Raw genomic sequence first — 14475 nt, 5'->3', positions numbered from 1 at the left:
CCTGATCCACCGGGCGGGCCCTAGACCCAGTTGAGCTCCCACAGGCGCCAGATGCCCGTGCCGTCCGACAGGTACTGGGAGCCGGTGACCGCCTCCGTGGAGAGGACGTAGTCCTTCTTCTGCCACAGCGGGACGAGCGGCACGTCGGCGGCGACCTCGTTCTGGATCTCCTTGAAGTCGTTCGTCGCCCGGCCCCGGTCGCTGTACTGCTGCGTCGAGGCGATCAGGTTGTCGATCCGCTTGCTGGAGAAGCCGTTGTGCAGGGTGTTCGCGGTGCCGACGAGCGGGGCGGTGAAGCTGTCGGAGTCGGGGAAGTCGGGGAGCCAGCCGACGGGGTAGGCGTCGTAGCTGCCCTTCGCGTACCCCTTCTGGAAGCTCTTCCAGTCGACCTCGAGGACCTTCACCTTGAAGAGGCCGGTCCCGTCCAGCTGCCGCTTGATCTCGGCGGCCTCGGCGACGTAGGTGGCGTCCTTGCGGACGCCGAGGGTGAACTCCACCGGCGTCTTGGTCCCGGCGTTCTTCAGGAGCTCCTCGGCCTTCTTCCGGCTCGGCTCCGGGTAGACGTCGAAGAAGGCGGTGCTGTGGCCGACGAAGCCCTGCGGGATGAGGGAGTAGAGCGGCTCGACCGTGCCCTTGTAGGCGCCCTCGGTGATCGCCGGGCGGTCGAGGACGGCCGCGACGGCCTGCCGTACGGCCTTGTCCGCCATGGGCGAGCCGGGCCGGACGTTGAAGTTGAGGTTGCGGATCTCGGCGCTCTCCGCCTCGGTGATCCGGGTCCCGTCCTTGGTGCCCAGGGACGAGATGAAGTCCGGCGGGAGCTGCCGGTGCGTCACCTGGACCTCCTTCGCCTTCCAGGCGTTGGCGAGGTCCTCGGACTGGCCGAAGTACTTCACCAGGACCGTGTGACCGGTCCTGGTGATGGCGCCCCTGTACCGCGGGTTGGGCTCCAGGCGCGCGGACTTGCCCTCCTTGTACTCCTTGAGGACGTACGGCCCCGAGCCGTCGACCGCGGAGTCCGTCCGCAGCCGGTCGGCCGGGTAGTGGTCCTTGTCCACGATCGAGCCGGCGCCCGTGGCCACCTTCAGCGGGAACGTGGCGTCACGGCTGCTCAGGTGGAAGGTGACGGTACGGCCCTGGGCCGAGACGTTCTTCAGGGTCGGGAAGAGCGGCTGCGGACCGACGTCGGTCTTGATGCGCAGCATCCGCTCGAAGGAGTACTTGACGTCCTCGGCGGTGATCTTGCGCCCGCCGGAGAAGGTGAGGTCGTCGCGGAGCGTGCACTGGTACGTGGTGAGTTTGGTGCCCACGAACTTGCAGCTCTCGGCGGCGTCCGGGACCGGCTGGGTGAGTCCCGACTTGAACGTCAGCAGCGACTGGAAGACGTTGCTGTACATGGCCCAGGAGCCGGCGTCGTAGGCGCCCGCCGGGTCGAGTGAAGTGACCTCGTCGGTCGTGCCGACGGTGATCGGATCGGTCCGGACGCCGTCGGAGGGCAGGAGTTGCCAACCCCCCACTCCGGCGGCCACCAGTACTCCACAAGTGATGAGGATCCGCAGACGGACCGTCGACCGCATTGCCGTGCTTCCTTTTTTTGATACCACCCCAGATGCGACGGCCCCCGGAAAACGCCGCGTGGCTGCATCCCATCACACGGCTTTCACATGGGGAAGGGGAAACTTTCACACGACAGGTATATGTCCGGGATATGAGAATTTAAGTCGATGAGCAGTACGCGTCGGTCTCAGCGCGAGGAGTGACCGCGTCCGCTCAGGCCTGCTTCGAGGCGAGTTCGACGATCGTGATGTCGGAGGGCGCCCCGACCCGGACCGGGGGTCCCCAGGCGCCCGCGCCCCGCGAGACGTACAGCTGCGTGTCCCCGTACCGCTCCAGGCCGGCGACGGTGGGGTTGGCGAGCTCGGCGAGGTAGTTGCCGGGCCAGAGCTGGCCGCCGTGGGTGTGCCCGGAGAGCTGGAGGTCCACGCCGTGGCGCACGGCGTCGTGGACGACGATCGGCTGGTGCGCGAGGAGCACCGCGGCGCGGGCCCGGTCGCGGTCGCCGAGGGCCCGCGCGAAGTCGGGGCCCTGGCCCTCGTTCTCCCCCGCGACGTCGTCGACGCCGGCGAGGTCGAAGCCGGCCGGGATCTCCACGCGCGCATTGCGCAGGGGACGCAGGCCGAGCTCGCGGACGTGGTCGACCCAGGCGTCGGCGCCCGAGAAGTACTCGTGGTTGCCGGTCACGAAGAAGGAGCCGTGACGGGCCCGGAGCCGGGCGAGCGGCTCGGCGGCCGGGCCGAGGTTCTCGACGGTCCCGTCGACGAGGTCGCCGACGACCGCGATCAGGTCCGGCTGGGCGGCGTTGATCGAATCGACGATCCGCTGGGTGTGGGCGCGCCCCAGGATCGGCCCGAGGTGGATGTCGGACACGACGGCGATCCGGTAGCCGTGCGCGGCGCGCGGGATCTTGGCCAGCGGCACGGTGACCCGCTTGACCCGGGGACCGCGCAGCACGCCGTACGTCCCGTACCCGACGGTCCCGACGGCGACGGCGGCCGCGGAGCCCCCGACGACCCGGGAGACGAACAGCCGCCGGGAGAGCTCGGACTCCCGCGGCCCGGCCACGGGCGCGGGCACGTGCTCCGCGGGCTCGGCCACGGGCTCCGCCGGAGCTGCCGTCACGGGCACGGATACGGGCTCCGCCGGGGCGGCGACGGCGGCACGGCGGCCCGTCCAGGCGCGCAGGAGCGGCCGGACGGCCTCGCCGACGACCAGGGCCAGGACCAGGTACAGGAGCACGGCGAGCCAGAGGAAGCCCGGCCAGGCGACCGCCTGCTGGAGCCGGAAGGGCGCGCCCGCCCGCGAGGAGACCAGGGCCGCGAGCGAGAGCAGCGGCAGGGCCACGACGACGCCCGTGCCGAGCCGGCGCGCGAGGCTCCCGGCCGTCGTGACGTCGCGCACGAGACGCCGCCACACGTACCAGTGGACCGCCCCGAGCAGCGCGAGCACCACGACCAGGACCAGCAGAAAGACGACCACGCCCCCGGAACCCCTCTTCTAGGCGTCCGCGCGGCGCGCGGCGCGCACCCCGCGCAACCCGATCACGCCGATCGTCGTCCCCGGGACAGAGGACGTGACGGCAAGCAGCAGATGGACCCAGAAGTAGGCCGTCGGGTCGCCCGCGTCGTCGAAGGCGGGGCCGCTCCCGTCGTTCCAGAGGTTCTTGACGAAGGTGATCCACAAGCAGCTCACCACTAGCGTACAGAGACCCAGCCGCAAGATCGCGGCAGGCCCGTTCGATACTGGCAGGGCACGGCCACCCCACTCCGAAGGGCACCCCATGAAGCTCAGCCGCCGCGTCTCCTGGTTCCTGCTCGCGTTCGGCGTCTGGTCTTGGGTGATCTGGGTGACCTTCGCGAAGAACCTCTGGAAGGACGGGAGCGGTCTCGCTTTCGACGACGCGGGAAACCCGACGGCGTACTTCTGGGTCCACCTCGCCCTCGCTGTCACGTCGTTCATCCTAGGGACGGCCGTCGGCGTGATCGGACTGAGGGGCGTGCGAGCGAACGCGGGCAAGTAGAAGTCCCGCCCGTGCGCTACGAGGGAAGCGCACGGGCAGGGCTTCCGGGGAGTCGTCCCGCTCAGTGCTCGCGCCGCCGGACCGGCTGACGAGTGGCGGCGTCGCGCAACCACCACAGCCCCCGGCAGACGTTCTCTGCGTGCCCGCCCCCGGACTCGAACCGGGAACCTTCGCGGTCTAAGCGCGACGCCTCTTGCCTCTGGGCCAGGCGGGCCGGTGGTCGTGTCTCGGATTCGTGGAAGTCGTTCATCAGGGCATGAAGAAGATCGTTACTGCTGCTCTTGTCGTCGCGGGCGTTGCCCTCGCGGCCCCTGCCCACGCCGACGACGACGCGAATGTCGCCAGTCCCTTCGGCTCCGCCGGCGCCGTGTGCACCCTGGAGGCCGCCGTCGTACCCGTACTCGCGGACACCACGGGCTATGTCGGGGACCACAACGACAACTGTTCCAACGGCAACGTGCTCGACACCCCGTAGCCAGAGCAGCGAACTGGCGTGGCCGTCCTCGCCGTACTCCCTGCGGGTGACATTGCGGATGGTCGCCGCTGCCTCGGGTACGCAGTTCGCCGACAGCCAAGCAGCAGCGAAAGGCGAGAACTGTGCAAGCGAACGTCGGAGACCGGATCATCATGGCCGTACACGGTCGTGAGCAGAGCGCAGAGGTAGTGGAGGTGCGAGGAACGGACGGGTCCCCTCCCTACCTCGTGCGCTTCCCCGATGGACGGGAACAGCTCGTCTACCCCGGCCCGGACACGCAGGTCACCCCTGGCGCTTAGCGCGCTGTCGGCCTCGCCGGCGGGGCCGGGCCGGACACGGTGGGGACTGCACGCGCTTACAACCCCTTTCGGCGACTCGCGGACGAGCCGTTGCTCATGGGCGGTGCAGTCCCCCACGCTCTGCCACACGCCCCCTGCGGCCACCCCGGTGACGCGGGGGCGTGGTGCACGGGCAGAGCTGGTGTGAGGGTCGGGCACTCGGTCCGCCGAGATCCCCCTTGGGGTGGGTGCGCGGTAGTCCCGCCCTCACCGTGGTGTTCAGAGAGCGGCCGGCGTCTCTTCGTCGTCCTCGTGGTCCTCATCCGTCTCGAGGTGCCGCCAGTGGAGCGTCACGCGTTCCTCGATCGCGATGTACTTGCGGGACTCCGGGTCCCGGCCGGGGCCGATGGAGACGCCGGAGAGGAAGAGGTCCAGGAACTCGCGTCGCTTGAACACGTCCCACGCCGCCCAAGGGGAGCCGGCGCCCAAGGGGTCCTCGCCCGGTTCGAACCAGTCCGGGGGAACCTGAACCGCTGCCGTGGTCTGCTCGTCCAGTTCTTCCAACCTGACCGTGCACCGGTCCTCGAAAGTCCGGTACTGCGTCATCGTCGCGCGCCACATGGCCAGCTCGTCCCGCCCCCGGTAGAGCCCCGCCTTGCGGTCGGCCTGGAGTTCGGCGACGGAGTTCCGGACGTGCTCAAGGTGCGCCGCCGTCTCGCGCCGCTCCTCCCGGACTCCGGACAGTTCGCGCTGAAGCGCGAATCGGAGTGCCGCCTCCGCCAGCCATTCCCTGTCCTCGTGGTCGTCGACGTCCGCGGCGGCAAGACGTGCCCAGACGCGCCGGGCCACGTAGTCGTCGGCGTCTTTGCGCTTGATGCTCAAGCCGCCGTGGCCCTTGGGATTGGCGCACATGTAGTAGTCCTGCCCGCCGTTGTTCTTGGTCTGTCCCATGGACCCCGTGCAGATTCCACAGGTGGTGAAGCGCCACCCGCTCAGGAGTGTGGGTGCGGCCTCTCCGCCGGGCCGCCTATTGGTCTTGTTGCGCTTGCTTCGCTGTTCCTGGAGCTCCAGCCACTCGGCTCCCGCGATGACACCCCGGTGGGGAGTCAGGGGCGACCCGCCCTCATCCCGGGCGATCACGTTCACGTATGCCTTGCCCCGCTTCACTCGTTCGCCGGCGAAGCCTCCGATGGCCGGGTGGGAGAGGATCCACCGCACTGTCTGGGCACGCCAGCGGATCGGGCTGTCCTCCGTCGACACGCGACGCTTCTTGATGGACCGCATCCGCTTCTCGGTGGCGCGCCGCTCCGCCTCGCCGGGGGCCGGGACTCCTTCTGAGTCCAGCGTCGTCGCGATCCTGTTGTCCGAGACGCCGTCGAAGGACATCTCCACCATGCGCTCCACGATCGCGACATGCTCCGGGTTGTCCTCGTCCGGCTCAAGGACGGACACCACGAGGTTGCCGATCTTCTCCCGCACCGCCCTCATGCCGTACGGGGCCGAGCTGGAGTGCCGGCCGCCGACCGCCCTGATCTCGTCCTTGGCTCCGCGCAGGCGCTCCGCCTTGGTGTCGCTGTCCTGCTTCGCAAGAGTGTTGATCAGAGCGAAGATCGCGACGCCGACCGGATTCGAGGTGTCGAGGAACGGCTCCAGTACGGAGACGAAGCGGACTCCGTACTTCTTGAACTCCTTGTCGATCTCCAGGGCATCGTGTGCGCCCTTGCGGGTCAACCGGGACAGTTCGTTGACCACCACCACGTCGACCTCGCCCGCGCGGACAGCGGACATGAGGTCTTCGAACCCCGGGCGGATGGCGTGGGGATCCCAACCGGACCGACCGACGTCCTTGAAGGTGTGAACGACCTCCCACCCCCGGCTCACCGCCAACGCCTCGCCGGCTGCCACCTGCGCTTCCGGCGACGCTTCGGACGAGTCCGGGCGCGCCTTGGACTGCCGGGCGTAGACGGCCACCCGCACCGTGTCCGGTTGCCCGGCTCCCACGGGCGAAACGAGGGGGGTCAAGGTCTCTCACCTGATCTTCTCTGTCGTTGAAGCTCTACAGGTTAACTACATGTGAAAAGCGTGCCAGATGAACCAGAACCACACCCCGAACGCGAGCAGGAACCAGGAGACGCGGCGGCTGAGCTTCATGGCCCCGGTACCACCATCGGCCTCCCGGCCCCCGCTTCCGGGTGGAGGAGGGCGGGCGAACCGCCTGCCGGGGTTCGGATCGGTTGCGCGTACCTGTACGTTCTCGACCGTGTCTGCTTCGAAGAAGACCGCTTGGGCGGTCGCCGCTGCTGTGCTCCTGCCTCTCGTCACCGCCGCGCCCGCGGCACACGCGGACGGAAAGGACGAGAAGGACAAGCAGCCCAAGCCTCCGGCCGTGATGTCCAAGGTCGGCGGCGCCCTGCTCGGCAAGCCGGGGACGCAGGTGCGGCTCGGTCCCGGTGCTCCGGTGCTGCCGAAGGAGCTGTCCGGCCGCTCCTGGATCGTCGCGGACGCGGAGAGCGGGCAGATCCTCGCCGCGCACAACGCGCACTGGCGGCTCGCCCCGGCCTCCACGCTCAAGATGCTCTTCGCGGACACCCTGCTGCCGAAGTTCGGCAACAAGACGCAGAACCACCTGGTCACCACCGCGGACCTGGCCGGGATAGGGGACGGCTCCAGCCTGGTCGGCATCAAGGAGAAGCAGACCTACAGCGTCCGCGACCTGTGGCTCGGGGTGTTCCTCCGCTCCGGCAACGACGCCGTGCACGTGCTGACCAGCATGAACGGCGGTCTCCAGCGGACCGTGACGGAAATGAACGAGCAGGCGGCCGAACTCCAGGCCCTCGACACCTTCGTGGTCACCCCGGACGGCTACGACGCCCCGCGCCAGGTCTCCTCCGCGTACGACCTGACGCTCATCGCCCGCCACGGGATGCAGAACCAGGACTTCCGCGCGTACGCCGCCACGGCCCGCGCCGCCTTCCCCGGCGAGGCCAAGCCGGGCAAGAAGCGCGAGACCTTCGAGATCCAGAACACCAACCGGCTCCTCACCGGAGACATCGGCGTCGCCCCGTACCAGGGCCTCGCCGGGGTCAAGAACGGCAACACCACGCACGCGGGCGCCACCTTCACCGGGATCGCCGAGCGCAACGGCAGGGTCCTGCTCGTCACCGTCATGAACCCCTCCTCGGAGGAGCAGCACGCGGTCTACCGGGAGGCCGCCCGGCTGCTCGACTGGGGCTTCGCCGCCTCCGGGAAGGTGACGCCGGTGGGCGAACTGGTGCCGCCGCTCTCGGCGCGCACGGCGTCCCCCGCGCCGAAGGACGTCACGGCTCCGGCGCCCGGGAAGGACGCCCTGCAGAAGCCGGTCCACGCGGCCGCTCCCGCCGGGTGGGCCGACGGGGTGGGGATCGCGCTGGCCGTGGCGGGGGGCGTCCTCGCCCTCCTGGCCGCGGCCGCCTTCCTGGTCAACCGCCGCTGGCCGCTGGCCGGGGCGGCGGCGACCCGTCGGCGCCGTTCCCCGTCCCCCGAGGAGCCCCTGGAGAAGTCCCCGGAGCAGACCCCGGCTCCGGATCGGGAGGGCTCTGCCGACGCGACTCCGTAGCCGTCCAGGCCGCGCAGAACAGCAGCAGTTTCGCGGTGAAGTTGATCCAGAGGAGCAGGGCGACCGGGACGCCGAACGCCCCGTACATCGACTTCGCCGCGACCCCCTTCATGTAGCCGCCGAGCAGCAGCTTCAGCAGCTCGAAGCCGACCGCGCCCACCAGTGCCGCCGTCACGAGGTCCCGGCGGCCCGGTTCCACGCCCGGCAGCAGCGTCAGCACGTACAGCAGGATCAGGAAGTCGGCGACGACGGCGACGAGGACGGCGGCCACCTGGAGCAGGATGCCGCCCGCTCCCCCGCCCGAGATGCCGAGCCGGTCGGCGCTCCAGCCGACGGCGGTGGAGCCGAGCCAGGACGCGGCGAGGGAGCCGAGCGCGACGCCGCCGAGGCCGAGGAGGATCAGCGCGTCCTTGCCCTTGAGCAGGATCGGGTTGCCCTCGACGCCGTCGAGTCCCCAGACCGCGCGCAGGCACTCCCGCATGGAGCCGATCCAGCTGATGCCGGTGACGAGCAGGACGGCGCCGGCGACGATCCCGATGGTGCCGGCGTTGGCGACGAGTCCGCCGATGTCGAGCTGGTCGGAGATGCCGGGCACCTGGTCGCCGATCTTCTTCTCGATGGTGTCGAGCTGGTCGTCGGTGAGGAGTGCGGCGCCGATCGCGGCGGCGACCGTGATCAGCGGGAAGAGGGCGATGAAGGAGACGAAGGTGATCGCGGCGGCCAGCCGCGTCCAGTGCGCCGCGTCGAGGGTCTCGTACGCGTGCCAGCCGTGGGTCCGCATGAGGCGGGCGATCCACGGGCCGATGACGGGGAGTCCGGTCAGCCAGTCCATGTCGTACGTCTGCTCCTCGCGCCGTCGATCACTCGGGTCACTCGGTCACTCAGGTACGAGAATCCCCCGTCGGGGCTCGGGGGCCCGCGACCGACATCCCGTACGGAGCGGCCGGTGCCGGGCCGTGAGGGTTCCTTCCCGGTGTTCCTTGCGTTCCTTCGGGCATCCGTTCCGACGAGCCGCTCAGCAATACCGGCATAAGCGCCATATCCGGCTATACGGTCACCTCCATGGCTGTCGAGACCCGCGTCCCGGACGAGGACTGCGAAGCGATCAGCGGCTGGGGCCGCACCGCCCCCACCCTCGCGCGCGTGCACCGGCCCCGCGGGCACGCCGAGGCCGTCGAGGCCGTCCTCGCCCCCGGCCGCCGGGGCGTCGTCGCCCGCGGCCTGGGCCGGGCGTGCGGCGACGCCGCGCAGAACGCCGGCGGCACCGTCCTCGACATGACCGGCTTCGACCGCATCCTGGCCGTCGACACCACCGCCGGTCTCGTCGCCTGCGAGGCGGGCGTCACCCTGCACCGGCTGATGGAGGCGCTGCTGCCGTTCGGCTGGTTCCTCCCCGTCGCCCCCGACACCCGGTACATGACCGTCGGCGGTGCGATCGGCGCCGACGTCCACGGCGGGAACCACCCCGACTCGGGTTCCTTCGGCCGGCACGTGACCGCGCTCGAACTCCTCACCGCCGACGGACGGATCCGCACCGTGCCGCCGGGGACCCCGCTCTTCGACGCCACCACCGGCGGCCTGGGCCTGACCGGCGTGATCCTCTCGGCCACCCTGCGGCTGCTGCCCGTCGAGACCTCCCTGATGCGCGTGGACACCGAGCGCGTCCCCGACCTCGACGCGCTGATGGCCCGACTCGCCGACGGCGGCCCGCGGCACCGCTACTCCGCCGCCCGGATCGACCTGCTCGCCCGGGGCGCCGCCACCGGCCGCGCCGTCCTGACCCGCGGCGACCACGTGCCGTACGACGCGCTGCCCCGCCGCCACCGGGCCCGCCGCGCGCCGTTGGACTTCCGGCCGGGGCGGCTGCCCGCGCCGCCGCCGTACGTCCCCGGCGGACCGCTCGGCCGCACGTCCGTCGGGCTCCTCAACGAGCTCTGGTACCGCGGGGCTCCCCGCGCCGCCACCGGCCGTCTCCAGCCGCTGCCGGCCTTCTTCCACCCCCTCGACCGCATCCCCCACCGGAACCGGATCCACGGGCCCGAGGGCTTCGTCCGGTACCGGTTCGTCGTCCCGTACGGGCAGGAGGACGCCCTCCGGCGGATCGTGCGGCGGATCGCGGACCGGGGCCTCCCCTCCTTCCCCGCCGTCCTGAAACGGTTCGGCGCGGGCGGCCCCGGCCCGCTCTCCTTCCCCCTCCCCGGCTGGGCCCTCTCCCTCGGCCTCCCCACCGGCCTGCCCGGGCTCGGGCGCTTCCTCGACGCGCTCGACGAGGAGGTCGCGGGCGCCGGCGGCCGGGTCGACCTCGCCGAGGACTCCCGGGTCCGGCCGGAGGCCCTGGCCGCGATGTACCCCCGGCTCGACGAGTTCCGGGCGCTGCGCGCGGCGCTCGACCCGGGGTCCGTCCTCACCTCGGACCTCGCCCGACGTCTCGGCCTCTAGAACCTCTAGGGCCCCAGGACCTCAAGGAGTTCACGTGAAGGACGCCTTCGGTGCCCCGCAGTCGCTGCTCGTCCTCGGCGGCACCTCCGAGATCGGGCTCGCCACCGCCCGCCGGCTGATCGCACGCCGCACCCGCACGGTCCGGCTGGCCGGCCGCCCCTCCCCCGCGCTCACGGCCGCCGCCGACTCGCTGCGCGGGCTCGGTGCGGACGTGTGCACCGTGCCCTTCGACGCGCTCGACACCGCGTCGCACGAGGAGCGGCTCGGGAAGGTCTTCGCCGAGGGGGACGTCGACATGGTGCTGCTCGCCTTCGGGGTCTTCGGCGACCAGGCGCGCGACGAGTCGGACCCGGCCGCCGCCGTCCGGGTCGCGCAGACCAACTACACGGGCGCCGTCTCGGCCGGTCTGGTGTGCGCGGGCGCGCTCCAGGCGCAGGGGCACGGTTCGCTGGTGGTGCTCTCGTCGGTGGCGGGCGAGCGGGCGCGCCGCGCCGACTTCATCTACGGCTCGTCGAAGGCGGGGCTCGACGCCTTCGCGCAGGGCCTGGGGGACGCGCTGCACGGCACGGGCGTGCACGTCATGGTCGTACGGCCCGGGTTCGTGCGCTCGAAGGCGACGGCCGGGCTCGCGGAGGCGCCGCTCGCGACGACCCCGGAGGCGGTCGCGGGTGCGATCGAGCTGGGGTTGCGGCGGCGATCGGAGACGGTGTGGGTGCCGGGCTCGCTGCGGATGGTGATGGCGGCGGTACGGCACGTGCCGAGGCCGCTGTTCCGGCGCCTGCCGGTGTGACGTACGGCTCCGGCCCGCCCGGAAGGCCGGGCCCGGCGGGTCAGAAGGCCCGCCCGGCGGGTCAGGCCGTCGGCGTCGGGGTGTCGACCGGGCTGCCGCCCTGGGCGGGGACGGCGGCGATCGGGCGGCCGCTGCCGAACTCGTAGTCGTACAGCTTCCGCCAGATCCCGTCCGGGCCCTGCTCGTACAGCGCGAAGGAGCGGCAGGTCCAGGCCGCCTCGTACCCCGCCAGCTCCTCGAACGCCCGGTCCATCCCCTCCTCGGAGATGCCGTGCGCCACGGTGACGTGCGGGTGGTACGGGAACTGGAGCTCGCGCACCAGCGGCCCGGCCTCGTCGCGGATCCGGTGCTGGAGGCGGTGGCAGGGGGCGACGCCCTCCTCCACCTTCACGTAGACGACCGGGGAGAGCGGGCGGAAGGTCCCGGTGCCCTTGAGGCGCACGGGGAACGGCTGGTGTTCGGCGGCGACGCCCGCGAGGTGGGCCTCGATCTCCGGCAGCCGCTCCTCGGGGACCTCGGTCGGCGGGACCAGGGTGACGTGCGTGGGGATGCCGTACGCGGCCTGGTCCCCGAAGCCGGCGCGCCGCTCCTGGAGCAGGCTGCCGTAGGGCTCCGGGACCGCGATCGAAACGCCGAGCGTTACGGTCCCCACGTCGTTCTCCTCCGTCGTCCGTCGAGATGTGTACGGGTGGTGCAGCGCCAGTGTGCGGCCTGCACCACCCTTTCGGCCAGGGTCCTCGGACTCAGTGCTTGGCGGGCAGGAAGCCCATCCGCTCGTACGTCTGCGCCAGCGTCTCCGCGGCGACCGCGCGGGCCTTCTCCGCGCCCTTGGCCAGGACCGAGTCCAGCGTCTCCGGGTCGTCCAGGTATTCCTGCGTGCGGGCCCGGAAGGGCGTGACGAAGTCCACCATGACCTCGGCGAGATCCGTCTTCAGCGCGCCGTACATCTTGCCCTCGTAGCTCTTCTCCAGGTCCGCGACGGACGTGGCGGTGAGCGTGGACATGATGGTGAGCAGGTTGGAGATGCCGGCCTTGTTCTCCGGGTCGAAGCGGATCACCGTGTCGGTGTCGGTGACGGCGCTCTTGACCTTCTTGGCGGTGGTCTTCGGGTCGTCCAGGAGGTTGATGAGGCCCTTCGGCGTGGACGCCGACTTGCTCATCTTGACCGCCGGGTCCTGGAGGTCGTAGATCTTCGCCGTCTCCTTGAGGATGTACGGCTTGGGGAGCGTGAAGGTGTCGCCGAAGCGGCCGTTGAAGCGCTCCGCGAGGTCGCGGGTCAGCTCGATGTGCTGGCGCTGGTCCTCGCCGACCGGGACCTCGTTGGCCTGGTAGAGCAGGATGTCCGCGACCTGGAGGATCGGATACGTGAAGAGGCCGACGGTGGCGCGGTCGGCGCCCTGCTTGGCGGACTTGTCCTTGAACTGGGTCATGCGGGAGGCCTCGCCGAAACCGGTGAGGCAGTTCATGACCCAGCCGAGCTGCGCGTGCTCCGGGACGTGGCTCTGGACGAAGAGGGTGCAGCGCTCCGGGTCGAGGCCGGCGGCGAGCAGCTGGGCGGCGGCGAGCCGGGTGTTCGCCCGCAGCTCGGCCGGGTCCTGCGGCACCGTGATGGCGTGCAGGTCGACGACCATGTAGAAGGCGTCGTGGGTCTCCTGCAGGGCGACCCACTGGCGGACGGCGCCGAGGTAGTTGCCGAGGTGGAACGAGCCTGCCGTGGGCTGGATTCCGGAGAGCACGCGGGGACTGTCAGAGGCCATGCACATCATTCTCTCAGGTGCGGGAGGCGATCCCCGCCCGCCGGTGCGTGAGACCGGGAACACGGTGCGTCCCGGCGGCCCCGCGCTCCTGTGGACCGGGAGCGCGGGAGCCGTCGGGGCGGGCGGTCAGACCGGGAGGCCCGGGGCGGGGTGGGCGGCCATGAGGTCGGCGACCTCGGCGCGGACCGTGCGGAGGGTGTCCTCGTCGCCCGTGCCGGCGGCGGTGACGGCGCGGTCGATCCACTCGGCGACCTTCGCCATGTGGTCCGGCCCAAGGCCCCGGGAGGTGAGGGAGGGGGTGCCGATGCGGATGCCGGAGGGGTCGAAGGGCTTCCGCGGGTCGTAGGGGACGGTGTTGTAGTTGACGACGATCCCGGCCCGGTCGAGGGCCTTCGCGGCGATCTTGCCCGGGACCTGCTTGGGGGTGAGGTCGATCAGGATCAGGTGGTTGTCGGTGCCGCCGGAGACCAGGTCGAAGCCGCGGGCGAGGAGCGCCTCGGCGAGGGCCTTGGCGTTGGCGACGACGGCGTGGGCGTAGTCGCGGAAGGAGGGCAGGGAGGCCTCGCGGAGGGCGACGGCGATGGCGGCGGTGGTCTGGTTGTGGGGGCCGCCCTGGAGGCCGGGGAAGACGGCCTTGTCGAGGGCCTTGGCGTGCTCCTCGGTGGACATCAGCATGGCGCCGCGCGGGCCGCGGAGGGTCTTGTGGGTGGTCGTGGAGATCACGTCGACGTGGCCGACCGGGGACGGGTGGGCGCCGCCCGCGATGAGGCCGGCGATGTGGGCGACGTCGGCGACGAGGACGGCGCCGGACTCGCGGGCGATCTCGCCGAAGGCGGCGAAGTCGATGGTGCGGGGCAGTGCGGTGCCGCCGCAGAAGATGACCTTCGGGCGCTCCTTGAGGGCGAGGTCGCGGACCTGGTCGAAGTCGATGAGGCCGGTGTCTTGGCGGACGCCGTACTGGACGCCGCGGAACCAGCTGCCGGTGGCGGAGACGCCCCAGCCGTGGGTGAGGTGGCCGCCCATGGGCAGGGCCATGCCCATGACGGTGTCGCCGGGCCGCGCGAAGGCGAGGTAGACGGCGAGGTTGGCCGGGGAGCCGGAGTAGGGCTGGACGTTGGCGTGGTCGACGCCGAAGAGGGCCTTGGCCCGCTCGATCGCGAGGGTCTCGACCTGGTCGATGTTCTGCTGGCCCTCGTAGTAGCGGCGGCCGGGGTAGCCCTCGCTGTACTTGTTCTGGAGGACGGTGCCGGAGGCTTCGAGCACGGCGGCGGAGACGTAGTTCTCGCTGGGGATGAGGCGCAGGGTCTCGGCCTGGAGCCGTTCCTCGGCGCCGACGAGGGCGGCGAGCTCGGGGTCGGCGGCGGCGAGCGCGGGGTGCTGCTGCGGGGCGGTCATGGCGGTGTCCTCCGGGCGTTCGGCGGATCGGTCCCGGGGCGGGGTGCCGCACGGGACGGGGGTCCCGTGATACCCAGGCGAGCGGCACCTCGTGTTCGTGGAGCGCGCGCGGCTCCCCCGGGGTCGCTTCCCCGTACGCCAGTCGCCGTGCGTGTTTCCACAGTAGCTGGCG

At 71.4% G+C, this 14475-nt stretch carries 13 protein-coding genes, 1 tRNA gene, 1 pseudogene and 1 riboswitch; of the genes and pseudogenes, 6 read left to right on the top strand and 9 right to left on the bottom strand.

The genetic code is table 11. The features are described from left to right. Positions 1 to 20 precede the first annotated feature (20 nt). From ABZ318_RS20470 to ABZ318_RS20460, 3 genes are all read right to left on the bottom strand, one after another. Positions 21 to 1574, bottom strand: a complete 1554-nt coding sequence (locus ABZ318_RS20470) for an ABC transporter substrate-binding protein (RefSeq protein ID WP_356903878.1) — start codon at positions 1572 to 1574, stop codon at positions 21 to 23. Positions 1575 to 1767: 193 nt separating this feature from the next. Continuing rightward, a complete protein-coding gene (locus ABZ318_RS20465; protein WP_356903877.1) occupies positions 1768 to 3033 on the bottom strand; it encodes a metallophosphoesterase in 1266 nt (421 codons plus the stop codon). Between the two features lie 18 nt (positions 3034 to 3051). Beyond that, positions 3052 to 3336, bottom strand: coding sequence for a hypothetical protein (locus ABZ318_RS20460; RefSeq protein ID WP_356903876.1), 285 nt, complete (start codon positions 3334 to 3336; stop codon positions 3052 to 3054). Here ABZ318_RS20460 and ABZ318_RS20455 point away from each other — a divergent pair. Then, a complete protein-coding gene (locus ABZ318_RS20455; RefSeq protein WP_030687556.1) occupies positions 3335 to 3574 on the top strand; it encodes an SCO4848 family membrane protein in 240 nt (79 codons plus the stop codon). The genes ABZ318_RS20460 and ABZ318_RS20455 overlap by 2 nt on opposite strands. Before the next feature lie 140 nt (positions 3575 to 3714). Here the strand turns inward: ABZ318_RS20455 and ABZ318_RS20450 are convergent. Continuing rightward, positions 3715 to 3788: transfer RNA gene (locus ABZ318_RS20450), tRNA-Leu, on the bottom strand. 42 nt (positions 3789 to 3830) lie between these two features. Here ABZ318_RS20450 and ABZ318_RS20445 point away from each other — a divergent pair. After that, on the top strand, positions 3831 to 4049 hold the full coding sequence (locus ABZ318_RS20445) for a hypothetical protein (RefSeq protein ID WP_356903875.1): 219 nt from the start codon (positions 3831 to 3833) through the stop codon (positions 4047 to 4049). A gap of 122 nt (positions 4050 to 4171) precedes the next feature. Continuing rightward, positions 4172 to 4348, top strand: coding sequence for a DUF1918 domain-containing protein (locus ABZ318_RS20440; RefSeq protein WP_356903874.1), 177 nt, complete (start codon positions 4172 to 4174; stop codon positions 4346 to 4348). A 258-nt stretch (positions 4349 to 4606) separates the two neighbouring features. Here the strand turns inward: ABZ318_RS20440 and ABZ318_RS20435 are convergent, their stop codons facing one another. After that, positions 4607 to 6298 (bottom strand): recombinase family protein, encoded by a 1692-nt coding sequence (locus ABZ318_RS20435; protein ID WP_356903896.1) that lies wholly within the window; start codon positions 6296 to 6298, stop codon positions 4607 to 4609. A 289-nt stretch (positions 6299 to 6587) separates the two neighbouring features. Here ABZ318_RS20435 and ABZ318_RS20430 point away from each other — a divergent pair. Further along, positions 6588 to 7817: pseudogene (locus ABZ318_RS20430) on the top strand (D-alanyl-D-alanine carboxypeptidase); the annotation flags it as partial. On the opposite strand, the gene ABZ318_RS20425 reads toward ABZ318_RS20430, so the two are convergent. Next, the gene (locus ABZ318_RS20425; protein ID WP_356903873.1) at positions 7786 to 8754 is read right to left on the bottom strand and encodes a YihY/virulence factor BrkB family protein; all 969 of its coding nucleotides are present in this window, start codon (positions 8752 to 8754) and stop codon (positions 7786 to 7788) included. The pseudogene ABZ318_RS20430 and the gene ABZ318_RS20425 overlap by 32 nt on opposite strands. 230 nt (positions 8755 to 8984) lie before the next feature. Between ABZ318_RS20425 and ABZ318_RS20420 the strand changes: the two genes are divergently transcribed. Continuing rightward, positions 8985 to 10361, top strand: coding sequence for an FAD-binding oxidoreductase (locus ABZ318_RS20420; RefSeq protein WP_356903872.1), 1377 nt, complete (start codon positions 8985 to 8987; stop codon positions 10359 to 10361). A gap of 34 nt (positions 10362 to 10395) precedes the next feature. Continuing rightward, a complete protein-coding gene (locus tag ABZ318_RS20415) occupies positions 10396 to 11151 on the top strand; it encodes a decaprenylphospho-beta-D-erythro-pentofuranosid-2-ulose 2-reductase (protein WP_356903871.1) in 756 nt (251 codons plus the stop codon). Between the two features lie 61 nt (positions 11152 to 11212). Here the strand turns inward: ABZ318_RS20415 and ABZ318_RS20410 are convergent, their stop codons facing one another. The 3 genes from ABZ318_RS20410 to glyA form a co-directional block, all read right to left on the bottom strand. Then, on the bottom strand, positions 11213 to 11803 hold the full coding sequence (locus tag ABZ318_RS20410; protein WP_356903870.1) for a 2'-5' RNA ligase family protein: 591 nt from the start codon (positions 11801 to 11803) through the stop codon (positions 11213 to 11215). 91 nt (positions 11804 to 11894) lie between these two features. Beyond that, the gene (trpS, locus tag ABZ318_RS20405; RefSeq protein WP_356903869.1) at positions 11895 to 12908 is read right to left on the bottom strand and encodes a tryptophan--tRNA ligase; all 1014 of its coding nucleotides are present in this window, start codon (positions 12906 to 12908) and stop codon (positions 11895 to 11897) included. Positions 12909 to 13034: 126 nt separating this feature from the next. Continuing rightward, on the bottom strand, positions 13035 to 14303 hold the full coding sequence (glyA, locus tag ABZ318_RS20400) for a serine hydroxymethyltransferase (protein ID WP_356903868.1): 1269 nt from the start codon (positions 14301 to 14303) through the stop codon (positions 13035 to 13037). Positions 14304 to 14367: 64 nt separating this feature from the next. Beyond that, a riboswitch (ZMP/ZTP riboswitch) is annotated at positions 14368 to 14459 on the bottom strand. Positions 14460 to 14475: the final 16 nt, after the last annotated feature.

It is taken from the genome of Streptomyces sp. NPDC006197, from assembly GCF_040613865.1.
Classification (GTDB): Bacteria; Actinomycetota; Actinomycetes; order Streptomycetales; family Streptomycetaceae; genus Streptomyces.
Note: the sequence above shows the minus strand (reverse complement) of the source record. Positions and strands in the feature narration are given on the sequence as shown.